Source organism: Paraburkholderia sp. MPAMCS5, assembly GCF_036016995.1.
Classification (GTDB): domain Bacteria; phylum Pseudomonadota; class Gammaproteobacteria; order Burkholderiales; family Burkholderiaceae; genus Paraburkholderia.
This window is the reverse complement of the sequence record NZ_JAYXBK010000008.1, coordinates 177,842-202,447: the sequence shown is the minus strand read 5'-3', so window position 1 is coordinate 202,447 and position 24,606 is coordinate 177,842. Positions and strand designations below refer to the sequence as shown.

The window sequence follows — 24,606 nt, the reverse complement described above, 5'->3', positions numbered from 1 at the left end:
GGGGGATGCAATTTCCCCCTCACATAACCCGGAGAACCTTGTGTGGCGGAGTGTTTTATCACAGGGTGTGATTTATCCACAGTGTAATAAACGAATCTGTGGACAACCCCAACCCGTGCCCGACAACATGCACCCGTCCTCCACGCGCACAGTCGATTAACGATTGAGTCGCGACATCGCTCCACCCGTTGAAAGTCCACCTTGCGTTAAGCATTCGATAAGGTTCGCTCACCTATCATTTGCGCAACAGGAAGAACCCGGTTTCGGCCAAGGCGAAGCCGAAGGCGTTTATATCAACGTCTTTCAACAAAGGAGCAGCAGATTGTCTGACGCGCACGTGACACCCATGCAGAACAAGGTGCCCGAAATAACGGCCGCCTTCTGGACAATCAAGATTCTGTCGACGACCGTCGGCGAGACCGGTGCCGACTATCTTGCAGTCCATGTCGGGCTGGGCACCACTATCACCATTGCAATCACGCTGTCGCTGCTTGTGGCCTCGCTGATCGCACAATTGCGCAAACGCGCTTATGTGCCGTGGATCTACTGGCTCACCGTGGTGCTCGTGAGTATCGTCGGCACGCAATTGACGGATGTGCTGACCGACGCACTGGGCGTCAGTCTGTACAGCAGTACCGCGGTCTTCACCGTTTTGCTCTGCAGTGTCTTCGGCATCTGGTACTGGAGGGAAAAAACCCTCTCTATTCACACGATCGTCACGCACAGGCGGGAGCTGTTCTACTGGACGGCGATTCTTGTCACGTTTGCCCTGGGCACGGCAGCAGGCGATCTCGCGACGGAAGCCATCGGACTCGGTTTCAGGCTGGGTGTCGTTGTCTTTGGCTTGTCGCTGCTATTGATGGGTTTCGCTACCTATCTCGGCGCGCAGCCCGTACTGGTCTTCTGGCTAGCCTACATCTTGACGCGGCCGTTCGGCGCATCGCTGGGCGATCTGCTCTCGCAAGCACGCGATTACGGCGGGCTCGGCATGGGGACCGTCACGACGAGCGCCCTATTCCTCGTCGTCATCGTCGCGCTAGTCGGCATTCATGCTTCGGCCAGAGCACGCCGGGGTCCTGCCGTATAGGTCAGATTTCGTTTTCGAGTCGCCAGAACTGGCGAAGTCATCGCATTTTCAAATGGAGGATCGGTTATGAACCGGCGCTTGGTAGTTCCTGTACTCGCAGTGACCGCTTTGGCCATCTATACGATGGCAAGCTCGCCTATCGCCTCGACTTCGCAAGGGCTTTTCGCGCTGTCGCCGGTGTCGGTGGCGCATGCCGATACCGTACCGTCGAAGCTGGGCGATCTCTCGAAGTTCCGGATCATCGCGACCGACACGTCGAAACTCGTCGACAAAAATGATCTGGCTGGCGCGAAAACGCGCATCAAGGATCTGGAAACATCGTGGGACGACGCTGAGCCTTCGCTCAAACCGCGCGCCGCTGCGGAATGGCACAAGCTCGATAAGGCCATCGACAATGCGCTTGAAGCGCTGCGCGACAGGTCGCCGGATCAGACAAAGTGCAAAAAAGCGCTCGCCGATCTGATTGCAATGATGGACCAGATGGGCGGAAAGGGTTGAGCATGCCTGGGTACGAAACGCGCTTTCGAGGGTCGTAGACCGATCCAGGACAAGCGACACACCCAACCAGAGGTGCTCGCAAGAAACGGGCTTTTTCGTACGTTAAGGCCGACTCGTCCCTTCGACGGCTCCAGCGTCGCGCGGTTCTTCCGCTCGCTGCAATGAGGCGATCAACGGGCACGATACGGTACCCCTGCGCGAATGGCACGCGCACACGAGCTGGGCGAGTACCGCTTCCATGCGCGCGAGATCGGCGAGCTTCTCCTGAATGTCGCGGAGCTTGTGCTCGGCGAGGCGGCTCGCCTCATCGCAATGCGTCCCATCCTCCAGTTTCAGCAGCTCCGCGATTTCGTCGAGGCGGAAGCCGAGCCGCTGCGCCGATTTGACGAATCGCACCCGCGTCACGTCCGCCGCGCCGTAGCGACGAATGCCGCCAGATGGCCGTTCCGGTTCGAGCAACAACCCCTTGCGCTGATAGAAGCGGATCGTCTCCACATTGACGCTGGCCGCCCTCGCAAAAGCGCCGATCGTCAACGGCTCTCTATGGTTCTCCATATCGGTTCTCCATATCGCTTGACTCCGTACTTAGGTACAGAGCTAACGTTACGCTATTGATCGGCAAGCCGGAAGGGCAAGCGTATGGCAGAACCACAGAAAGGGCGCGGCGCGCTGGCCGCCGGCGGACTGGCCGCGATGCTCGCGTCGACCTGCTGCCTCGGGCCACTGGTGCTCGTCATGCTGGGTGTCAGCGGGGCCTGGATCGGCAATCTGACCTTGCTCGAACCCTACCGGCCGGTTTTCATCGGCACGGCACTCGTGGCGTTGTTCTTCGCCGGACGGCGCATCTTCCGTCCCGCCGCCGCGTGCAAGCCCGATGAGGTCTGCGCGTTGCCGCGCGTGCGCGCCGCATACAAGCTCGTGTTCTGGATCGTCGTCGCACTTGTAGTGATTGCGCTCGGTTTTCCCTATGTGCTCCCTCTCTTCTATTAACCCGGAGTCGCTCATGAAAAAACTGCTTGCTGCACTCGCGCTCGCCGTCGCGACGGTCCCGGTCTGGGCGGCAACCCGGACGGTCACACTGTCTGTTCCCGGCATGACATGCGCCGCCTGCCCGATCATCGTCAGGCATGCGCTCTCCCAGGTCGCCGGAGTCCAAAAAACGGAGGTCCGTTTCGAGCAGCGGGAAGCGATCGTGACATTCGACGACAACAAGATCAGCGTCCAGACACTGACGAAAGCCACGGCTGACGCGGGCTATCCGTCGTCGGTCAAGCGCTGACGGGCTGGCGGTGACTTCCATGAGCATCCGATTCAATTGAAGAAAAGAACTGGAGCAAGCCCATGACGACCTTGACCATCGACGGAATGACCTGTGCTTCCTGCGCAGCGCATATCAGAGACGCGCTCGAAAAGGTGCCCGGAGTGCGCTCGGTTGCAGTTTCCTGGCCCAGTGCACTCGTCGATGTGACGGTCGATGCAGACGTCAGCCACGACACGCTGGCTGCTGCCGTGACGGCAGCAGGCTACCGCGCCAGGATGGCTGACGCGCCGCCCCACGCCGCCGGCCTCAAGGACGACACGCCCGGCCGGGCGGAAGCTGCCGCGAAGCGTCGCGGCGAAGACGGCCCGCTGCGGATTGCCGTCATCGGCAGTGGTGGCGCTGCGATGGCGGCCGCATTGAAGGCAGCCGAACGCGGCGCGCACGTGACCCTGATCGAGCGAGGCACGACAGGCGGCACCTGCGTGAATGTCGGGTGCGTGCCGTCCAAGATCATGATCCGTGCCGCGCACGTCGCACATCTTCGCCAGACGAGCCCCTTCGACACGGGGATCAGTGCCGTGGCGCCAGTGATCGACCGGCCGCGTCTGCTCGCCCAGCAACAGGCGCGCGTCGACGAACTGCGCCACGACAAGTACGAGGACATTCTGGCGTCGAAGCCGAACATCGACGTCCTGGCCGGCGAGGCGCGCTTCACGGACGGCCATACTCTCGCCGTCACGCTGACCGCCGGCGGCGAGCGCGCGGTGTCGTTCGACCGCTGCCTGATCGCCACGGGCGCAACGGCCGCCGTGCCGCCGGTTCCCGGCCTGGCGCAGACGCCGTACTGGACCTCGACCGAAGCGCTGGCGAGCGACATCGTCCCTAAACGGCTCGCGGTGATCGGCTCGTCGGTGGTCGCCCTGGAGCTGGCCCAGGGGTTTGCGCGGCTGGGCAGTCATGTGACCGTCATGGCTCGCCACACCGTGCTCTACCGGGAGGACCCGGCCATCGGCGAAGCGGTGAGCGCAGCCTTTCGCGCGGAGGGCATCGAAATCATGACGCAGACACAGGCAAGCCGCGTGTCGCACGCCGACGGCACGTTCGTCCTCAGCACGAACCATGGCGAGGTGCAAGCCGACCGGCTGATGGTGGCAACAGGCCGCGCGCCCAACACGGGCAGTCTGAATCTGGCGAGTATCGGCGTGCAGCTCGACGAACGCGGCGCCATTGTGATCGACGCCGGCATGCGCACGAGCGCACCGGATATCTATGCCGCCGGCGACTGCACCGGCCAGCCGCAGTTCGTCTATGTCGCGGCCGCCGCCGGTACGCGCGCGGCGATCAACATGACCGGGGGCGATGCACGGCTCGATCTCGATACGATGCCGGCGGTTGTCTTCACCGAGCCACAGGTCGCCACTGTCGGCTATAGCGAGGCGCAAGCGGATCAGGCGGGCATCGAGACCGCCAGTCGCACGTTGACGCTCGATAACGTCCCGCGCGCGCTGGTGAACTTCGACACGCGCGGCTTCATCAAGCTGGTGGCGGAAGCGGGCAGCGGCCGGCTGATCGGCGTGCAGGCGGTTGCGCCTGAGGCGGGCGAACTCATTCAGACGGCCGCCATTGCGATTCGCGCCCGAATGAGCGTCCACGAACTCGCCGATCAGTTATTTCCGTACCTGACGATGGTCGAGGGGCTCAAGCTTGCCGCGCAGACCTTTTCGAAGGACGTGAAACAGCTCTCGTGCTGCGCCGGATAAGTCGCGGAGAACGACTCATCGGGGCGGATTCAACCGGCGGAGGCTCTTGCAGCCAGCGATATCTGGCTCGGTCCGGAACGCAGTTTTGTCGAAGGGGAAAAGTGTCGCGACTGGTCGCACGTTCGCCGAACCCTGGGCAGCCACACGCGGCTACGCGGAAATCGCGCTCGACACACCGTGCCCGCGTCACATCTCGTTGCTTTACGATAAAACCACGGGAACGCAAGAACCCGCTGTCGGCTTCCAGTGGTTCAGCCACGCAACCAGCGTCGTCGCGGACATGGGTCGTGCGAAAAGATAGCCTTGTGCGACCTTGCAGCCATGCTTTGTCAGGATCTGTCTTTGCGCGTCCGTCTCGACGCCTTCGGCAATCGTGCCCAATCCCAGACTTGCGCCGATGCTCATGACCGCCTTGGCGAGCGTCCTTGCGCTTTCGTTGCTCTCCAGTTCGTGAACGAAGCTCTTGTCCAATTTGAGTTCGTTCACCGGCATCCGGTGCAGATAGCTCAGGCTGGAATAGCCGGTGCCGAAGTCATCGATCGACAGTCCGATACCCTGGTTATGCACCGAATTAAGGTTCGCTAAACCGTCGGTCGCGGTATTGAGGAGCACGCCTTCTGTCACTTCGAGCATCAGATCCGATGCGCGAAGGCCATGCTCGGCTAGCGTCTGTGCGATGAACCCCGGCAACGCCTGATCGCAAAATGTGGTCGGCGAGATGTTCACGGAGACATGTGGGATCGCAATCGCCAAACGTCGCCATTCGCTCAGTTGACGGCAAGCCGAGCGAAGTACCCAGCGATCGAGTTCCGCGATCATGCCGCCTTCTTCCGCCAGTGCGACGAAGCGCTGCGGCGGCACCATGCCGAACTCCGCGTGATCCCAGCGCGCCAATGCCTCCACGCCGTGAATAGCGCCGTCTTCGAGTCTGATCTGAGGCTGATAGTGCAGTTGCAACTGCTCGTTTTGCAGCGCTTCTCGGAGCGCTCGTTCGAGCTTCAGGTTTTCCTGCGCCGCGCGGTTCAAATCGGGATCGAATATCGAATAGCGATGACGACCGGCGGCCTTCGCGCGGTACATGGCCATATCAGCGTGCGGCAGCAATGTGCCGATACTGTCGCCATGCTGCGGAAAGACCGCGATACCCACGCTCGCCGTGGGCGTCACGCTCATTGAACCGAGAAGAACCGGCTCGCGTATTGTCGCCATGATGGCTTCGCAACGTGCAACCGCGGCTTCGGCATTACACGACGTCAGGACGATCACGAATTCGTCGCCCGACAGTCTGCCTGCAATGTCCTTTTCACCGAGGCATTTCTTCAGCCGTTGCGCGACTTCGCACAGGAGCGTGTCGCCCGCCGGATGGCCGAACGAATCGTTCACCTGTTTGAAGCGGTCGAGGTCCAGAAACAACACGGCCAATGGCCGCCCCATCCGGGCAGCGTCGACGAGCAGCGTGTCTGTTTGAGCAACGAGCGAACTTCGATTGGGCAAACCAGTAAGACTATCGAAATAGGCGAGGCGCCGGATTTTTTCCTTGCTGGCCTCGCGCTCCATCGCAAGCGAACACAGGTTCGCGCTGACGTCGGCGAGGCGCCGATGCAGGTTGTCGGGATGGTGTCGTTCGCGGTAGTAAAAGGCGAGCGTGCCGAGCGTCTGGCCGTCGCCCGAGCGAATGGGGCGCCACCAGCACATGGCCAGCCCGCACGCCTGCGCGAGTTCCGTTCGCTTGTTCCAGAACGAAGTGCACGCCTCGTCGCCGAAAACCACCAGTTGTCCTTCCAGCCCCGGCACCTCGCTGCCCTCGATACCGCAATCGAGCGTGATTCCGTCCATGGCTCTCACGTAATGAGCGGGCAGGCTCGGCGCACCGACGGTCCAGAGCCGATTGCTTTGGTCGATACGCCGGATCGATACCGTCACCTCGGGGGCGATCCGCTCGACCTCGAGACAGATCAACCGCATCACGTCCGCGATCGGCGCCTCGCGCGCGATGGCGTGCAGCGCCTTGTGTTGCAGGACCTCGTGCATCTTCGTGTTGGTGATGTCGGTCCACACGCCGACCATGCTCGTGCACACGCCCTCGTCGTTCTTCACCACATTGATCACCGCGGCAATCCAGAGGGGTTTGCCCCGACGGTCGTAAATGAGAATCTCCGTGCGGAAGCTCTCGCGGGACGTAACATGTTCCCGGACACTCGCCAATGCCGTCGCATTGGTATGGAGCCCACTGACGACGGCGCTGGGCACCTTCCCTTGCATGTCGGCAAGCGTATAGCCGAGCATGCGCGTAAACCCGTCATTCAGATAGAGTGTCCGGCCCAAATGATCGGTGATGATGATGGCCGTATCCGTCTCGTTGGCCGCGAGCGAGAGCAAATGGTGCTCTGCCTCAGATAAAACACAGGCGGAAGTAATCTGATTCATGAGTCACACAGGGCGTGAAGCGACGAATGCCGGCAGAGCTATAGGCACGTCATCGGCATAATGCTGAAGAACTTGAAATTCCGGAACGGGCAGCCTTCCTTACAATTTCCTATTCACGTGCAACCGGTCGCCACCTTTTCCCGGCCCTCACTTTACCCGACTTTCACGACCTTACAGCGGACGCTCCCCTTCCTGTCTGGGCGGGCGATCGACGCGCGACCATCACGGCGCGGTGAGCATGCGCAATGACGAGCCGCGACACCGATCCAGGCAACCAGCGACGGGACATGCCAGGTTCGCGATACCGCGTGACGATCAGATGATGAGTTGCTCCGCAGGGCGCCCGACGCGCACGCTGCACACGTGGTGCAGAGAAATGCTTCTCGAAGAAAATTTCAGCCTGTTCGAGATTGCTTCGATGGGACTGCGAGAGAGCGCGCACGAATTCAGGAACCTTAGTACTTATTGTTTATTGACTTCCCACAAGGTTGCTCAATGAGCTATGGCCACTGACGGGCGTCAGCCTGCCGACATTGATCCGATGAAACTGCCGCAAGTCGATGCGGCAGTCTTCCTTTTGAAAGTGAATCAGCCATTTCCCAGACGCCGCTTCGTCAACCGCCATTCTCCGCAGCGACTTGCCCACTGCTCTGCCTCGATAGCGCGACCGACAGGATAATCACCGGCACCAGGAACGCGAGCGCGTCGGTCTCGATACTGCTTGCCATGCCGGGCATCGCGAATGACAGCCCCGCTATCACAATGGGGCCGCCCGCCAAGGTGCCAAGCAGCCTGGCCCACCACCATTTGCCGTTGCGTTCCGTTATGGCAACGATCGCGGCTAACGAAATCCCAAACAGAAAAACACCCGGCAGTACATCCATCATTGGTCTCCACATGGTTGTCGTTGTGGATTAATTTTAGGTGGACGGGACAATCCGGAAAGCCTTCGGCGCGAGGAATCGGCGCAGAAGTGTGCGGAACCTCGCATAGGCTGCTGGCAGACGCCGAACGTTGCAAACCTGCCGCTTCCTTGCTGGCCTGGCTGGAGGTACTTCAATTATGCAGACGATCCCAGCGGCCCGAAAAAGGGAGTCATCTGAAGTCCGTCCAGGTGCGACACGTTGGCAAAACCATTAAGGCACCCTCAAACATTAAGACGGAACCGAAAGCGGATCGATGAGGAAGGTATTAATCGTCATTCAGTGTGTTGACGGCCGCACAGAATCTTGCAATCGACCGGAGCAAGAACCGTCCGTTCAGTTCTCAATACGCACGCATGCGGCAGACTGAGCCCTGACGTGTACTGCCAGACTTCGTCTAATGACAATGCTTCGGCTTACCCCTCTAATTAATTCGCACGACAGCGATATTGTTCGTTCGAACACACACGCGGCGATAACGTTCCTGTTAAATACAAGCGTGGAGGGAAACAAGCGTGGAGAGAATTCCGCGTGGGAGTGAAGTGGTCCGTGCGCGAAAACGCGCCCACTACTTCTGCGTGTTGCGATCGGGGTGCAGGTATTCAACTTCTATAGCGGCGCACGCAATGTGAACCCGCAATGCTTAGACCATTGGAGTAAAACAATGAATCACGTCAGTTCACACGCCTACAGTTTCGGGGAACCGCTACAACAAGCCGCTTTGCCTGCGTACCATCTCAATGCCCTTTATCGTGGACGTTGGGTCATTCTCGGTACGACTCTCGTGTCTCTGGTGATCGGCCTCGGGTACGCCACGTTCAAGCAGCCCGTGTACCGCTCCGACCTGCTGATTCAGGTCGAGCAGAACGCGCAAACCCAGAAGAGCGTTCCCGCCAGTCTCTCTTCGATGTTCGATGAAAAGACAGAAGCGGCCGACGAAATGGAAGTGCTGAGATCGCGCATGGTGACATCGCAAGCCGTGAGCAAGCTCAAGCTCTATATCGATGCCACGCCACGCTATGTGCCAGTTGTTGGATGGTGGGCTGCCGCGCACACGACCGGCTTGTCCAGCCCTTTGCCGGGCGGCTACGTTTTCGGAAGGGAGAACATCGACGTCGGAACGTTTAACGTGCCGCAGAAGCTGGAAGGCAAGACGTTCAAACTGACATTGACGGGTGAAGGCCAGTACACGCTGGAAGGAAGCGGATTCGAATTCACGGATGGAATTCACCTGCAAGGCCAGGTCGGCAAGTTGATGACCGCACAGACGCCGGACGGTACTATCGAGTTGCTGGTCGATAAGGTGACGGGCAACTCTGGCGCAAGCTTCTCACTGAAGCGGAGTTCACAAGTCGAGACCGTCGCGTGGCTACAGAAAGCGATGGTTCTTGCACAGAAGGGCAAGCAGTCTTACATCATTGGCGTATCGCTCGACGGCACCGATGCGCGACATGACAGTCGCATTCTGAACGAGATCTGGCAGGCCTATTTGTCGCAGAACATGCAGCGCAGGTCGGCGGATGCAGACAAGTCGATTCAATTTCTCGACGCGCAATTGCCGGTGCTGAAGGCGCAACTGGAAGCCGCCGAAAACCGCTTCAACAACTTTCGCGCGGAGCATGGGACGATCGACACGAGCCAGGTCGGCGCGGCGCTGCTACAGCAATCCGTCGCCGCACAACTGAAGGTACTCGATCTGCAACAGCATCGCGACGAACTCGTGTCACGTTTCACCGCAAACTATCCTGCGGTGCGAGCCGTCGATACTCAGTTGCAAGATGCCAATGCCTCGCTCGGCTCGGTCCTCTCACGCACTCGTGCGTTGCCTGTCATCCAGCAAAGTTATCTGCGGCTCCAGCGAGACGTGCAGGTCGACACAGAGCTTTATACGAATCTGCTCAATGCTCGCCAGCAACTCACGCTCGTGAGCGCCGGCAAGGTCAGTGACGTGCGACTGCTCGACGCCGCCACGCCGACAAGAACGCCGGTCCAGCCACGGCGAACTCTCGTGATTGCCGGCTCTGCGCTTTTTGGTCTGCTGCTGGGAGTCGGGATTGCATTGTTCCGGCGCCGTGTGGTCGGCGCGGTTGAGGATGCGCGGGAAATTGAAGCGTCTACGGGACTGCTGGTGTATGCAACCGTGCCGCGTGGCCGTCTGCCGATTTACCGGCGCCGCAAGGCGCTGGGTGGGCCGAAGAGCGCGTTAGCAGTAGCAGGCGCCTATTCCTCCGACGCCACCATCGAAAGCCTGCGGAACTTCCGCACACTTTTGCAATTTAGTTTGCCGGAAGCGCGTAACCACATTGTGCTTATCACGGGACCGACGGCGGACATCGGCAAGTCCTTTGTGTGCGCCCACGTTGCCGCGCTCGCGGGCGCGTCGAATAAACGCGTGCTTCTCGTCGACGCCGATCTGCGCAAGGGCGCTTTGCATAAGTATTTCAACCTGGAACGGGCAGGCGGACTCGCGGATGTCGTGAGAGGCACGCAACGTTTTGAAGAAGTGGTACGGCGCGACGTGTCGCCGGGACTCGATTTTCTGTCCACCGGCGGCGCGGAACTCAATCCCAGCGAGATGCTTTTGCAGCCCGAACTCGAAGAACTGCTGGAACGCGTGAGCCTGCAATACGACATGGTCGTGGTCGACGGTCCCCCGCTTCTATTGTTCGCCGATGCGGTAGCGCTCGGGCGTACCGCAGGCACCGTATTTATCGTGGCACGCCATGCAGTGACGACGCATGCGGAGATTCAGGAGAGCGCCCGCCGGCTTGCGCACGCAGGTGTACCTGTCCAGGGCGTGGTCTTCAACGACCTCACCGCGTCGCCCGGCACATACGGATACGGGGACAACGATTTCTCCAGCTACAAGTACCGCCCCGATGCAAGAGATGCATAAAAGTAGCAGCGCCGCCGTGACGGAATGGCATTGAGCAACAACAGCCAGCTCAAGATGCTAATGCAATGCGGACCTTAAGGGTCCGCACTCCTGATAGGTACATGTCATGCCTGTCACCTGAACGATCTAACCGTGGATGGCAAGGAGACGGTAATGCAGAAGACCCGCATGCTCATGGGACCGCCGGAGTTGACGCGCGTCGCCCCAGCACGCATGTCGACGAACCAGCTCGCGTTTAATGGATATTGGTGGGAAGACCCGGCGCGCTTGATGATGTTCTTCATAGTGCCGCTCTACGTTCTGATCTCAATGAGCTTGCTGGGAAACCAGAAAGCGATCGACCGCGTCTTTTTCGATGGCTTCTATGCGTTTGCGGGCGCGCTGTTTTTAATCACCATCATGGTTGTTTCTTCTTTCGGCAGAAGAACGCCTGCAAGGACGAGCCAGGTGCCGTCCCGGGTTCCACCGCTCGTTCTCGACCTGGTCTTTGTTCTTTCGTGTATTGGGTACTTAACCATGATGGGCGGCTTGCTGGCCAAGCCCGCGCTTCTCATGGCGTTCTTTGACGGCAGCGACAGCGCGTTCGATTTGCTGGAGGTGAAAGGCCGGGTTCCTGGAATTTCCACACTGACGCAAGCTGCTATTGCTTACGTGCCGCTGTACTTCTATGTATTTCCACAAAAAAGACGCGGCCTTACCCGGCACAAACTCTATTTTTCAATCTTGTTCGCTTTGACGGCGCTGCGCAGTTTTATTTTTGCCGAGCGCCTCGCGCTTATCGAACTCGTATTGCCGCTTGCGTTGATGTGGGTGAGATTCCGACGCCCGAACAGGCCGTCAAAGATCCTGATGCTCGGACCGTATCTGTGTGTGGCGCCGCTGATTGCGTTTTTTATCGCCAATGAATATCAGCGTTCGTGGGCAATCTACTATGTGAACCTCTACGACAACATCTTTGATTTCGCAATAGAGCGCCTGGGACTGTATTACTCCACCGCGCTCAATAACGGCGCCGCCATGCTGTCGATTTTCGGTTGGGGCACCGGCAGCCCCGAGTTTACGTTCGACTGGTTGATCAAATTTCCGCTAATCGGCGATTACTTTCGTCCACTGTTCGGCCTCGACGCGAGCTACACCATCCTGCTGACCCGGTACGCCGACCCTGAATTCAACAATCCGTCCGGTATCTTCGTGCACTTCTATGAATGGGGTTGGTCTGCCCTGTTCCTCGCCGCATTCATTGGCTGGCTATTCAGAAAGAGTTACTACGGCTGGCGCGCGGCCAATGGATTCTGGTGTTGTGCGCATCCTGTACTACTGGTTTCGCTATTCGAGATCCTGCGTCTTCCCAATCTCTTTAGCGGCAGAAACTTTGTTCCGATTGCACTGTTGTTCATTGTGTTCAGCCTGTGCCGCACGAAGTCCGCGCGACCGTTGAACGCTATTCCGCGACCTTATTGAGCCGCGCAACGCACGGCACGTTCTCTTCGCTCTTTACTCGCCCGCGTAGACGGCGGGCGCCGGCTAGTGAGGCATCGTATGAACAAACGGCTCCATGTCGCCTTCGTGACGCTTGCACTCGCGTCGTGCTACGCAACGGACGTCTGCGCGCAGCCCGAAATGCCGGACAGTGTGTCATCAACAGTGGCGAGAACCGGTCTGAAAGGACCGGGCTCTTTCCAACGGATAACAGTTGCCGCGGTGGCCGACAAGACGATCAGCGCGCCTAAGGGCAGCAGCGATCAGACTCGCGAGATCCAGTCCACGCTCGATGCGCTGCGTCCCGGACAACGGTTAGTGATCCAGCCAGGTACTTATGTTGTGAGTCATTCGCTCGTCGTCCGGACACAAGCGGCGGTGGTAACAGGCTATGGCGCTTCATTCATTGCGACAAACCCTGACGATCAGGCGCTGGTCGTCATGGGGACGGGTGCGACGATAGCTGGACTGACGCTGCGCGGCACCGGACACAAGCGTCTCGAAACGGAAAGCTCCGCGAAAATCGTGGTGCGCGGAAAAGATATCCAGATTCTCGATACGACAATCGAAGGCGGCGCAAGCGCGGGCATTTTTGTGTCGCACGCATCGCGCATCGTCATCGCGCGAAACAAGGTGCAAAAGACGCTGGCCGACGGCATCCATGTAACCGGCGCATCGCGCGACGTGCTCGTTTCGAACAATACGGTGATCGGGACAGGCGACGATCTGATCGCCATTGTCAGCTATAAAAAAGACGGCGCGCTGAGTAGAAATGTACTCGTCACCCATAACACCGTATCTGGAAACTACTGGGGCAGAGGACTGTCGGTGGTCGGCGGCGCCGATGTGACGCTGTCGGAAAACGATGTACGAGGAGTGCAAAAAGCCGCAGGCATCATGGTCGCCCATGAGGACGGTTACCGCACCTACAACGTGAGAAATGTCGTTATCGCCCACAACGTGGTGTCTGATATCGAGGACCCCGTGTATCGCGGCAACGGACTGCCTCCTGCCGAGCAGGCTGGAATCGACATCAATACAGGCGACGAAGACGTCGCACTGGTGGCGGTAAAGGACAATCAGGTTTCGCGAGCAAGCTATGACGGCTTCCGTGCGCTTGGCAATGTTTGCCAATTCGATGTCGCCAATACCGCTTTCTCGTCGATAACCGGTTCTGCGATTTCCTTGCAGACGAACCATTGCACGCCCAGTGCGATGACCTGTCGCGCGAACACACTCGACGGCAAGTTGCTCCCTCAAGCAGCTGGCTGCACGGGTTCCGGCAAACTTGTCGTAACAGGGGCCGACGTGTCGCGTCTTCCGGCCGTTGACCTGCGTGCGCTTTCGGCGCACACGCCGGATTTGGACCCTGCCGACGCGAATGGGCGCGCGATCGCACAATCGTCAGCTAAGCAATAGCACTCTAATTGCGACAATCCACTTATTGATAGCGCGTCCTTTTCAATCTCGATGTTGGCGTACCGGGAACTGAGAGTTACATGGTTTATATTCTCCCTATTCCGAATTGGGAAATCCCAAAGCAGAGTTACGACAGTAGAAATAGATTTCTCCAAATGCGTGGCCCCTATTCATCACGTAGACCTGCGGACAAGTAAATTGGTGATCAGGCCAATCAGGCGCTCGATATTTCCCTGATACTTCGCCAATAGCGATCCCTCTCACTTCCTCCGCGATCCAGACCGAGCAGCTTGCACTGCGGCTTGAACAACATCTGTCCGACGAAAGCGCGGCCACCCGCGCCAACTCAAAGAAGACGCAGCAGCGAGGCCGCCATAGTGCCGCCCGCTCACCGCTGCCCGATCACCTCCAGCGCGAAGAGCGGGTACATCGGTCTCTCTCCATCCGCTCGCTGTCTGTTCGCCATCCCACGCATCTCTGCATGGCTATCCGCCATTCATCTGTCACGGTACGCCCGTTAACTCGATGTATCCCGTTCATGCGCTCTTGTCCGTCTAATATAGTTCTCCAGAGCTTTTAACCTGCTTGCTCAATAGTTTAAACCTCGCCGCGTTGCAGCTGCATTGCTAATGTCGGTGCCAGACGGAGACTGCCTTGCTCAATCCAACCCAGCGTTTGACCACTGGCAGACTACTCAGAAAAGCTCTGGGTTGGCCTGTCCACAGATTCATGCCGGCGGCGCTCAAAGCTTTGATTTTGCCCCGTCGCGCCTTGATCTCAGGACAAACCTGGGATCGCGAGTACCAGACCGGAACCTGGGACTACCTCTCCGCCACCGGAGAACTTGGCCGGTATAGCGTGATCTGCGGATATTGCCGCTACCTGAAACCCGCCGCACGCGTCCTGGACGTTGGATGTGGAGCGGGCATCCTCGCAGAATGGCTTACCAGTGCTCGCATATCGAGCTATTTCGGCATCGACCTGTCAGAAGTCGGGATAGAAAAGGCGCGCCGCTCGAACATCAAGGGAGCGGAGTTCGCTGTGGCCAATGCCGCCGCGTTCGACACCTCGCAAACGTTTGACGTCATCGTGTTTAACGAAATACTTTATTATTTTGAACGGCCTGACGAGGTGGCACGTCGATTTGCGGGCTTCCTTGCCCCCGGAGGAATAATGATTGTCAGCATGTGGCATCACCCCGACGGAATAAGAACATGGAAAGCGTTGAAGACCGGATTCGAGGAGATTGATCGCATCCGCCTCGTTCACGCGTCCTCCCGACTTAAATGGAATATAGCCGTGCTGAGGCCTGAGGGAGGACTACCGAAGGTTCAACAGTAAACGGAAGCGATGTGCCTTTTTCATTCGAAATTATTGCTTTTGCTTAGCATACCCGATCAATCGTGAGCGCCTCACGCGCCGCTTCATTCCGCACATCCATCCTACGGCTGGCCGTCCTCTTAGATCAGTTCTTTCGTCATTTATCCATGAAGCTCAGTTCCTCCGGAACGGCATCATGGATAGGTGCGGCAGCGAACGGATATTTCCCTCCCGGTGCCTAAGATTCATTACGTGATCTTTGAATGGGTGGTTGCACGTCAGACTAGTCGGGCTGCCGTTAAAAAGACAAGCCGCGCAATCGTCCACCCAATGAAGCAATCCATAAAAGAGCCTTAATGCGCTAACAAGGCGGCTTCTGTTCGGCAGATTGAAGCGGACGGCCGGCGCTTCTTCGCGCACGAAATTGATGAGCCTGGCTCAAATCGCCTTCTGTCATGGTTGGTCTTTCCACTGGTGGCCGCATGCAGCGTTCACGCGCTCGCACGGGTGATTTTCGACTGCTCGCGTTGAAATTTTCATTGATTTAAAGATGCACGGAAACTCCTTTTAATGACGCTCCGAATGATTCCGTAGAAAACACTGCCCTTTCCGTTTTCGGCTTTACTGAGGCGACGTTCCACTTCCGCGAACTCTGCATAATCGTTATGAGGAGAGAAGCTCATGGCCCCCCCGACATGGCAGGAAAGTGGCGCTTCCTCATTGCCATTACCTCTGTCGCCCTCGACAACGCAGGAACGGGGCGTGTTGCGATGGCCATTGCGTCTGCTAGCAATATCGTTCGTTCTGTTCGGGTTGGCGTTCGTCGCGGGCGGTGGCTGGTTGATCTGGCTCGGAGGATCTGCGTATTACCTGGCCGCAGGCGCTGGGATTGCCGTGTCTGGAGTACAACTGTTTCGTCTTCGTCAGTCAGGAGCGTGGCTGTACGCGATCGTATATTCAGGAACGGCGATATGGACTGCATGGGAAAGTGGTCTGGATTACTGGGGCTGGGTGCCGCGCCTTGGACTGATGACGTTCTTCGCTTTTTTGCTGGCGCTACTGTTGCCGATACTGAACGTCAGGAAGAAAGTGGCCTTCTCGCTGGCCGGCATGATGGCGGCCATCTTTCTCGTCGCCTTTGCGCTCGCCTTCGTGCCTTACCATGTCACGTCGGCACAAGGGCCGTTTCCGGATAAGCCGCTCGCAGCAGCGATATCCAACGCTGCGCCACAACCCGACGGCGACTGGACGGCTTATGGCCGCGACAATGATGCGACACGCTACTCGCCTCTCAAGCAAATCACGCCGGAGAACGTCAGCCAATTGCAGCGAGCGTGGGTGTACCGTACCGGCGACCTACCTCCGGCTGGCCAGCGAAACAAATGGGCCGCGGAGACAACCCCACTCAAAATTGGCGACGCGGTCTACCTGTGCTCTGCCACGAACGATCTGGTGAGGCTCGACGCAGCGACCGGGCGTCAGATCTGGCGTTATAAATCAGGCGTGAAGTACGAAAACGTACCGTACACGGCGGCCTGTCGCGGCGTGGTGTACTACAAATCGCAGACTCTTTCCGCTTCGCTCCCGTGCGCGCAACGGATCATCGAGGCGACGCTGGACGAGCGGCTGATCGCAGTCGATGCAAAAACAGGTAAGGCATGCGAAGCATTCGGCACGCATGGCCAAGTCGATCTTATGATCGGAATGGGACCATCCGTGCCCGGCTTCGTCGCCGAACCGTCGCCGCCGACCGTGGTCAACGGCGTCATCGTCACGAATCACGAGGTACTGGACGGCCAACGTCGCTGGGCGCCGTCCGGCGTCATTCGAGGTTACAGCGCCGAGACCGGCAAGTTTGTATGGGCGTGGGACGTCAAGCGTCCTCACGATCATGCCGAACCGCCGCCGGGCAAATGGTACAGCCGTGGCACGCCCAATTCATGGGCCATCATGGTGGGCGACGAGAAGCTAGGTCTTATTTATGTGCCGACGGGAAACTCCGCTGTGGACTACTACAGCGCGCTGCGCTCGCCCGAAGAGAACGCGGTTTCTTCCGCGATCGTGGCGCTAGACGCGCGTACCGGTGAGTCGCGTTGGGTATTTCAGACCGTGCACAAGGATGTCTGGGACTATGACATCGCGTCGCAGCCCACATTGATCGACTTCCCCGATAAGGATGGTGTCCCGGTCCCCGCGATGATCGTGCCCACCAAGCGCGGCCAGACCTTCGTGCTCGACCGGCGTAATGGAGAGCCATTGACTGCCGTTGAAGAGCGTCCGGCACCTCCGGGCGTCCTCCCGGAAGATCCGCGCTCGCCGACCCAGCCGTGGTCGGTCGGTATGCCGCAACTCCGCTTTCCCGATCTCAGCGAAAAGCAGATGTGGGGACTCACGCCACTTGACCAACTCTATTGCCGACTCAAGTTCCGGCGCGCACGTTATGAAGGCGAATTCACGGCGCCCAGCCTCACGCGATCCTGGATTCAATACCCCGGAAATAACGGCGGGAGCGAATGGGGGAGCATGGCATATGACCCGACAACTGGCGTGCTGATCGCCAACTGGAATAACACCGCGATGTACAACCGGTTGCTCACTCGCTCTCAGGCTGACGCGGGCCACCTCAGGTCGATCGACGACTCGGCCTTCGATCCGCACGGCGATGGTTCAGGCGCGCAAGCAGAGACACCTTATGGCGTTTTTATCAGCCCGTTCGTCATGAGCTATACGAACCTGCTGTGCACCGAGCCACCCTACGGAATGACCACAGCGATCGACATGCACACCCGGCAGGTGTTATGGCAGCGCCCACTCGGTACGGCACGCGCGAACGGACCTTTCGGGCTATCAACGGGATTGCCGATCCACATGGGGACACCGAATAACGGCGGTCCGATGATCACGGCTGGCGGCCTCGTTTTCATCGCGGCTGCGACAGACAATCTTCTTCGCGCGATCGACATCAAAACGGGCAAGGTCGTCTGGAGCGATGTCCTGCCGACGGGCGGTCAGGCAACGCCCATGACGTATGAAATGAATGGCCGCCAGTTCGTTGTCATCGTTGCAGCAGGTCATCATTTCATGCTGACGGCACCAGGCGATTACGTGATCGCCTACGCTTTACCGAAGCGCGGCGCATGACATTGGCTTAGGCTCTCGTGCGCCACGACCGATTGAGTCCGGTCGTGGCGCGACATGAGCAATGCGGCAACAAGCTGTTGCGCCCACAACAAAACCACAAAGCCGGTTCCGCTCTTTCACCAGTGTCACGCGTGAAATTACCCGCGTGGCACACGCTTGCGGCCTTTGGACGAAAGAAGCGCCAGTGGTCGTAACGCGCGAATTGCCTCTGCAATCACACCCGCAAGACGCCGCGCCGCCGCTTCCATCTGAGCGCTACTGAACCCGCCGAATCCGAGGACCAGCCCAGGCCGCCCGTTCCCCTGTGAAAACATCGGCGATACCGCGCGCACCGCAACGCCGGATTGCGCCGCGAGCGCGGCCACCTCGCGGTCGTCAAGGCGCTGATCGAGCCACAGCACGAGATGCATGCCCTGATCGCCGGGCTGCACCCATGCGACCTCGGGCGCGAGCAACTTGCCGAGCACGGCAATGAGTTGCGCGCGATGGTCCGCATAGACATTGCGAACGCGCCTGATATGCCGCTCCAGATGTCCTTCCGCCATGAACGCCGTGAGAACGTGCTGATCCGCGTTCGGTGGATGACGGTCCATGAGCACCCGCGCGCCGCAAAACGCATCCGCCAGATCGTTCGGCGCGATCACATAACCCAGCCGCAGCGACGGGAACAGAATCTTGCTGAAGGTGCCGAGGTAAATCACGCGATCGGCATCTGAACTTTGCAGCGACGGAAACGGATAACCCTCGTAGCGGAACTCGCTGTCGTAGTCGTCCTCGACGACCCATGCGTCGTTCGCGCGCGCCCACTTCAGCAGCGCGCCGCGTCTCGCCATGCTGAGCGGCATGCCGAGCGGATATTGATGCGACGGCGTCACGAACGCCACTTTCGCGTGCGGCGCGCGGCGAATGCCGGCTTCGACATCGAGTCCCTCTGCATCCACCGGCACGCGAATCATTGCACTGCCGCGCCCGTTATTTTCGAGGATCGCGGTGAGGCCGCGATACGCGGGATCTTCGACCCACGCCTGATCCTTCACTCCGAGCAAGACCTGACTCGCGAGATACAAGCCCTGCTGCGTGCCGCTTGTAACGATCACCTGGCTCGCCTCGCACTGCACCGAGCGCGACTTGCGCACATAGGCCGCAATCGCCTCGCGCAGCGGCAGCGCGCCTCGCGGGTCGTCGTAACCCGCGGGCGCGCCCGCGCCTTTTGCGCGCAGACGATTGCCGAGCCGGCGCCAGATGTCGGCGGGCGCGGTCAGGCCGATCGGCACCGAGATCGCAAACGGCATCGGCCGCAATGGTGTGAATTCGCGCGCCAATCCGGCGAAGCGCGCCGCCGGTTCGGGCAAACTCAAGCGCGACGGCCGGCGGCGAAGCGTGGCGGCACGGCGAGCGCGCGTCGCGGCTCCGGCGCCCGACAAGGCCCCGGCAACGCGCGTGGCCGCACCGCGCCGAGCTTCGAGAAAGCCCTCGGCGATCAGTTGCTCGTACGCTTCCACGACCGTGCCGCGCGCGAGCTGAAGCGACGCGGCGAGGAGCCGCGTCGACGGCAATGCGTCGCCCGGCGCGAGCGCCGTGTCGCGCACCGCCTCTCGCAGCAACTCGGCCAACTGGGCGGACAGGTTGCCCGCGTCGCGCTCGAGTGCGCCGAGCGCGGGGATGTCCAATACACGCGCGGTTCGCGCCATAATTCTGGTTTAATAAAAATGATTCAAACTGGCTCTACAGGATAAACCAGTTTCGGTGCACACTGCGCGCAGAAACTCAACGGAGCAACCATGTACGTACCGGCCCATTTCAACGAGTCCCGCCAGGACGTGTTGCATGCGCTCATCGCGCAAAATCCCTTCGGCACGCTGATTACTCATGGCAAAAGCGGTCTCGACGCCAATCACATCCCGCTCGAACTCGCGCCGAACGAAGGCGAACTCGGCGTGCTGCATGGGCACGTTGCGCGCAATAACCCGCTCTGGCAGGACGTAGCGAATGGCGACGAAGTGCTCGTCGTGTTTCGTGCGGGCGATGCGTACGTTTCGCCGACCTGGTATCCGAGCAAGCACGAAACCCACAAGCAGGTGCCGACGTGGAACTACGTCGTGGTGCATGCACATGGGCGTATCACGATCCGCGACGACGAGAAATATGTGCGTGGCGTGGTCGCGCGCCTCACGCGCACGCACGAGGCCACGCAGCCCGCGCCGTGGAAAATGGGCGATGCGCCCGGCGAATACATCGACACGCTGCTCAAGGCGATTGTCGGCGTGCAGATCGACATCACGCGCCTGGTGGGCAAGAGCAAGCTAAGCCAGAACAAGGACGTCCGCGACATTCAGGGCGCGGGCGCAGCGTTGCAGGCGCAAGGCAACCGGATCGGCAACGCGATGCTCGACTGCGCGGCGCAGAAGGAATAACAGACACGGAGCGCAGTGAATGCGTCTTTGCGCATTGCATCGCATCGCGCGCTGCCCTCGTGCCGCATGTCCTGATTCGCCTGCACGATGGCGTTTTCCCCCGTTATGCAACGCACCGAGCCGGCGCACGAAAGTGGTACGCTAAGGCACGAGCCTTTGCGAGCACAGTGAGCCGCCGTTTTGCGGCGACATCAAAGCGATCAGAACGCACGCAAAGCGCACATTGCCGGAACCGGCTAAACATCGCTGCGGGAGCGACTGCGATGGGATACAAAACCTATACCCTGATGACCCTCATGGCGGTGAGCAACGCGGCCTTCGCGTGGCAACCGCTGATCTATCCGATTCGAGCCCAAGGCCCTGCACAACGCAGCGTCGATAGTGCGTTGTGCTACGCGACTGCGAACAAGCAAACCAAGATCAACATGGTGCACGAATCGCAACGTCCGCCGAGCAAACCGCCTGCGAGCAAGACATCGTCGACCGGCGCGCCGTCGCGTCCGCCGCTGCCGCCGAGCACGTTCTCAGCGGCTCCGATGGGCGCGAGCATGCCCGCCGACGGCGCGCCGGCGGCGCCCAACGCGGCTTCGGGCGCGAAGCAGGGAAATGCCACGGCGACCGCCGGCAACGCGGCACCGGGCGCACCGGGAACACCGGCAAGCGGCACGGCAGTCGCGGCTACGAAGGGCGGCCATGCGGCGTCGGCGGCCCAGCCGGCGTCTGCGTCAGTCGCGGACAAGGGCGCGTCCGAAACGGCGACGATGGCCAGCGCCACAGGCGCATCACAACCGGCCACCGGCACGCCCACCGCGACCCTGCCGCCGCTGCCCGCACCCGAGCCGCCGATGACCCAGTACTGGGCCGCATACGGCGCATGCATGCAGGCACGGGGTTACGTCGTCGCGCAATAGGCTGTCGTTGCGGTTGGGTTGCGGCGTATGTGCCGCAACCTGGCCCGGTGGCGGCATTCAGTGTCGTCAATCAGATCGTCAAGTCTCGTCACGCGAGTCCGCGCGAGATCAATACTTCGGAATACAAACCATGTGGCGCGAGACGAGCAGTGTCGCGCCCGCGTGCTTGCCGATTAGCAAGCACCCTCGCACGTCGCCGTCGAAGATCGGTACGCGCTAATCCGCCGAGGCCACCAGCGGCACGCGATTCACCGGGAGAAAAACAGAGAGAAGCAAACTCGACCGCCATCGCAGCCGCGAGCGGGTGATCGACGACGCACACCTCGCGCGCCCCAGTTCAAAGCATCAGGCAAGGTCGGCGCCATCCACGTCGCCGACCTGCCCGCCTTTAACCGTCAACCACCCGCAGCCGTGTTCGTCACACGGTCACACGGTCATTACTTCGCGAGCACCGCGCCCGTCACAGCCGCGTTGATCGCCGGCAGCAGGAGGTTCAGCACACGGTTGAAGCGAACGAGGCCGCCCTGGCCCACGTACACGACGTCCTTCGGCTCCAGCTCGAACTGATTCGCGAGGATCATCGAAACCGGCGAAGTCGCGTCGAGGTGATAGACCTGCGGCGAGTCCGTCGTCGAGCCGCGGATCACGAACAGTTGCCGCGTTGCCGCCGTGTTCGAATCGAAGCTGCCGCTGTCCGAAATGGCTTGCGAAAGCGTCAGCGAACCGTTGCGCATCGGCATGATGGTCGCCGGCTTGTTCACTTCGCCCATCACATAGACGCCGCTATCTTCGCGTGACGCAACGCGCACGGAGTCGCCCGGTTGCAGATAGATGTTCGACGGGTTCTGGCCGCGCTTGAGCAGATCGTCGAGGTTCAGCTTGTACGTGACGCCATTACGGATCAGTTCGACGCGGCTGCGGTCAGCATTCGGGCTGAAGCCGCCGCCCTGGCTGATCGCGCTCGTGAGCGACATCGAGATGTCATTGATCGATTGCGCGCCGGGCGTGCGGACTTCGCCGTCGATGAACACCTGCGAAGCGCGGAACGATGCAACACGCACCGTCACTTCCGGCTTCTGGTAGACCTTGCTCAAGCGGCTATACAGTTCCTTCTGGATCGTGCCGACGTCCTTGCCCTGCACATGCAACGTGCCCGCATACGGGAACTGCACATTGCCCTGATCGTCGATGAGAAAGCCCTGCGCGGCATCCGTCGTCTTGCCGCTCGCAGCCGGCTGGCCCAGCGCCGCCGCGAGTTCCGGGTGATCCCACACGACGATCTGCAGCACGTCGCCAGGACCGACGCGATACGCGGTCGGCTTGCCGAAGAGCGCGAGCGTGGCGGGCGGCAGCGCGGTGGCGGCCTCCTCCGTGCGCATCTTGCGCACCAATTGCAGATTGATATCGGTAATCGGGATGTTCTGCTGCTGCGCAGGTTCACTGCTGAAATCGCCGCCCGTTTCCTGAACGGCGGCCGGCGTGATCATCCGTTGACCGGGCGCGGCAGCGCAGCCCGCAAGCAATGCAGCGATGGCAAAAACCGTAAGACTTCCCGTGCGTGTACGAAGCGAGCTCATAATATTTCCTCCTTGCGCAAAGCGGCTGTCCTCACATGAAGCAGCGCCCTGCGGGCCTTGTTAACAACTAATAGGCGTTTCGATGTGCCAAGCCGGCAACAATCGTTGCGCCGATAATCCGCATGTCGAGTCCGAACGACCAATGCCCCAGGTAATACAGGTCATGTTCGACACGACGCTCCATCTTCTCGATGCGGTCGGTCTCGCCACGAAAGCCGTTGATCTGCGCCCAACCTGTAATACCCGGCTTGATCCGATAGCGATTGATGTAGCCCGCGACCACTTTCTGATAGAGGTCGTCGTGCTCGAGCGCATGAGGACGCGGTCCCACGACCGACATGTCGCCACGCAATACATTAAAAAACTGCGGTAGTTCATCGAGGCTCGTACGGCGCAGAAACGCGCCCACACGCGTGACGCGCGGATCGTCGCGCGTTGCCTGCTTCAGGATGCCTTTTTCCTCCGTGTGCAGACGCATCGATCGAAACTTGTAGATAGTGAACACGCGTCCGTCCGCGCCCTTGCGCTTCTGCTTGAAGAACACCGGCCCGCGCGACGACAGCTTCACCGCGATCGCAATGCCCAGCAAAAGCGGCGCGAGACAGAAGAGCGCCGCAGCCGCGAACAGGCGATCGAAGATCTCTTTCTTCAGCATCGAGTTCGCCGACAGCGGCGACGCCACCAGGTTGATCGCCGGCACGCCGAGCAGATCGACCACGCCGCTGCCTTCGAACAACGCAAGACTGCGCACGTCCGGCATGAAGCGGATATTCACGAGATCTTCACGGAATTCGCCGACGAGCGAGCAGATCAGCGGTTCCTCGGAAAGCGACAGCATCAGCCACAGTTCATGAACGTCATTGGTGCGGATGTATTCGGCGAGCGCATCCACACTGTCGAAAGCCGGGACGCCCGTGCTGGTCAGCGGCGACTTGTCGGGACTGGTGTTGTAGACCGCCGTCGCGCGAAATCCGGTGCCGGGCGAGAAATCGATACGACGAATCAGCGCGTCGCATTGCGAGCCGCTGCCCACGATCGCCACCTGATGCAGATTCATACCCGCCGTCCGTGCGCGGGCGAGCACGGCATGCGTGATGAGCCGGTACGAAATCAGCAAGCCGCCGGCGACGGCAGTCCAGTACGAGAACCACAAACGCGAAACGGAATCGATGCGATGCAACGAATACATCAGCACGAGCGCGCAGCCCTGCACGATCAGCCACGCCAGCGACACCTGCCCCGCGAGCGCGAGCTTCGAGCGGCCGCGCCACGATTCATACACGCCGAACGCGGGGAAAATGGCCAGCGCGAAGGCAGCAGAGAACATCGCCAGCGTCCAGTAGAAGCCGGAATGAGCGAGGTCCTCGAAACGAATTTGCGAAGCGACTGCCGCTCCTGCGAGCACCAACGCGACGTCGAAAATTCGCGCGAGCAGGTCCTGAAACTTGCGCATTTTGCTTACCTCGTACTGGCCGTTGCCGTTCGCAACCCGT

General features: G+C 60.1%; 18 protein-coding genes. 12 read left to right on the top strand and 6 right to left on the bottom strand.

Annotation, left to right across the window (positions count from 1 at the left end; genetic code table 11):
- The first annotated feature begins 346 nt into the window (after nucleotides 1-346).
- Together VOM14_RS20020 and VOM14_RS20015 are read left to right on the top strand one after the other, a co-directional pair.
- Nucleotides 347-1,087, top strand: coding sequence for a COG4705 family protein (locus VOM14_RS20020; RefSeq protein ID WP_327630472.1), 741 nt, complete (start codon nucleotides 347-349; stop codon nucleotides 1,085-1,087).
- 66 nt (nucleotides 1,088-1,153) lie between these two features.
- The gene (locus VOM14_RS20015; RefSeq protein WP_442955565.1) at nucleotides 1,154-1,585 is read left to right on the top strand and encodes a hypothetical protein; all 432 of its coding nucleotides are present in this window, start codon (nucleotides 1,154-1,156) and stop codon (nucleotides 1,583-1,585) included.
- A gap of 102 nt (nucleotides 1,586-1,687) precedes the next feature.
- On the opposite strand, the gene merR is transcribed toward VOM14_RS20015, so the two are convergent.
- On the bottom strand, nucleotides 1,688-2,140 hold the full coding sequence (gene merR / locus VOM14_RS20010; protein ID WP_327630471.1) for an Hg(II)-responsive transcriptional regulator: 453 nt from the start codon (nucleotides 2,138-2,140) through the stop codon (nucleotides 1,688-1,690).
- An 84-nt stretch (nucleotides 2,141-2,224) separates the two neighbouring features.
- Between merR and merT the strand changes: the two genes are divergently transcribed.
- The 3 genes from merT (at nucleotide 2,225) to merA (ending at nucleotide 4,606) form a co-directional block, all read left to right on the top strand.
- Entirely contained in the window at nucleotides 2,225-2,575 is a 351-nt protein-coding gene (gene merT, locus VOM14_RS20005; RefSeq protein WP_327630470.1) for a mercuric ion transporter MerT, read from the top strand.
- 13 nt (nucleotides 2,576-2,588) lie between these two features.
- Nucleotides 2,589-2,864: a mercury resistance system periplasmic binding protein MerP gene (gene merP / locus VOM14_RS20000; protein ID WP_327630469.1), complete on the top strand. Its 276-nt coding sequence runs from the start codon at nucleotides 2,589-2,591 to the stop codon at nucleotides 2,862-2,864.
- A gap of 62 nt (nucleotides 2,865-2,926) precedes the next feature.
- Nucleotides 2,927-4,606, top strand: coding sequence for a mercury(II) reductase (gene merA / locus VOM14_RS19995; RefSeq protein ID WP_327630468.1), 1,680 nt, complete (start codon nucleotides 2,927-2,929; stop codon nucleotides 4,604-4,606).
- A gap of 201 nt (nucleotides 4,607-4,807) precedes the next feature.
- On the opposite strand, the gene VOM14_RS19990 is transcribed toward merA, so the two are convergent.
- Together VOM14_RS19990 and VOM14_RS19985 are read right to left on the bottom strand one after the other, a co-directional pair.
- Complete coding sequence (locus tag VOM14_RS19990; protein ID WP_327630467.1) at nucleotides 4,808-7,033, bottom strand: sensor domain-containing protein; 2,226 nt, start codon at nucleotides 7,031-7,033, stop codon at nucleotides 4,808-4,810.
- Between the two features lie 614 nt (nucleotides 7,034-7,647).
- A complete protein-coding gene (locus VOM14_RS19985) occupies nucleotides 7,648-7,920 on the bottom strand; it encodes a hypothetical protein (RefSeq protein ID WP_327630466.1) in 273 nt (90 codons plus the stop codon).
- A 628-nt stretch (nucleotides 7,921-8,548) separates the two neighbouring features.
- Here VOM14_RS19985 and VOM14_RS19980 point away from each other — a divergent pair.
- The 5 genes from VOM14_RS19980 (at nucleotide 8,549) to VOM14_RS19960 (ending at nucleotide 18,211) form a co-directional block, all read left to right on the top strand.
- A complete protein-coding gene (locus VOM14_RS19980) occupies nucleotides 8,549-10,852 on the top strand; it encodes a GNVR domain-containing protein (RefSeq protein ID WP_327630465.1) in 2,304 nt (767 codons plus the stop codon).
- Between the two features lie 153 nt (nucleotides 10,853-11,005).
- On the top strand, nucleotides 11,006-12,313 hold the full coding sequence (locus tag VOM14_RS19975; RefSeq protein WP_327630464.1) for an O-antigen polymerase: 1,308 nt from the start codon (nucleotides 11,006-11,008) through the stop codon (nucleotides 12,311-12,313).
- Between the two features lie 78 nt (nucleotides 12,314-12,391).
- The gene (locus tag VOM14_RS19970) at nucleotides 12,392-13,750 is read left to right on the top strand and encodes a right-handed parallel beta-helix repeat-containing protein (protein WP_327630463.1); all 1,359 of its coding nucleotides are present in this window, start codon (nucleotides 12,392-12,394) and stop codon (nucleotides 13,748-13,750) included.
- 654 nt (nucleotides 13,751-14,404) lie between these two features.
- Entirely contained in the window at nucleotides 14,405-15,091 is a 687-nt protein-coding gene (locus tag VOM14_RS19965) for a class I SAM-dependent methyltransferase (protein ID WP_327630462.1), read from the top strand.
- 660 nt (nucleotides 15,092-15,751) lie between these two features.
- Entirely contained in the window at nucleotides 15,752-18,211 is a 2,460-nt protein-coding gene (locus VOM14_RS19960; RefSeq protein WP_327630461.1) for a membrane-bound PQQ-dependent dehydrogenase, glucose/quinate/shikimate family, read from the top strand.
- Nucleotides 18,212-18,348: 137 nt separating this feature from the next.
- Here the strand turns inward: VOM14_RS19960 and pdxR are convergent, their stop codons facing one another.
- Complete coding sequence (pdxR, locus tag VOM14_RS19955; RefSeq protein WP_327630460.1) at nucleotides 18,349-19,902, bottom strand: MocR-like pyridoxine biosynthesis transcription factor PdxR; 1,554 nt, start codon at nucleotides 19,900-19,902, stop codon at nucleotides 18,349-18,351.
- A 90-nt stretch (nucleotides 19,903-19,992) separates the two neighbouring features.
- On the opposite strand from pdxR, the gene VOM14_RS19950 reads away from it, so the two are divergent.
- Nucleotides 19,993-20,625, top strand: coding sequence for an FMN-binding negative transcriptional regulator (locus VOM14_RS19950; RefSeq protein WP_327630459.1), 633 nt, complete (start codon nucleotides 19,993-19,995; stop codon nucleotides 20,623-20,625).
- Between the two features lie 263 nt (nucleotides 20,626-20,888).
- Nucleotides 20,889-21,536 carry a hypothetical protein gene (locus VOM14_RS19945; protein WP_327630458.1) on the top strand — a complete coding sequence of 216 codons (648 nt, stop codon included), beginning with the start codon at nucleotides 20,889-20,891 and terminating at the stop codon, nucleotides 21,534-21,536.
- 437 nt (nucleotides 21,537-21,973) lie between these two features.
- On the opposite strand, the gene VOM14_RS19940 is transcribed toward VOM14_RS19945, so the two are convergent.
- Nucleotides 21,974-23,113, bottom strand: a complete 1,140-nt coding sequence (locus tag VOM14_RS19940) for a polysaccharide biosynthesis/export family protein (protein WP_327630457.1) — start codon at nucleotides 23,111-23,113, stop codon at nucleotides 21,974-21,976.
- Between the two features lie 67 nt (nucleotides 23,114-23,180).
- Nucleotides 23,181-24,566: an undecaprenyl-phosphate glucose phosphotransferase gene (locus VOM14_RS19935; RefSeq protein ID WP_327630456.1), complete on the bottom strand. Its 1,386-nt coding sequence runs from the start codon at nucleotides 24,564-24,566 to the stop codon at nucleotides 23,181-23,183.
- Nucleotides 24,567-24,606 lie beyond the last annotated feature (40 nt).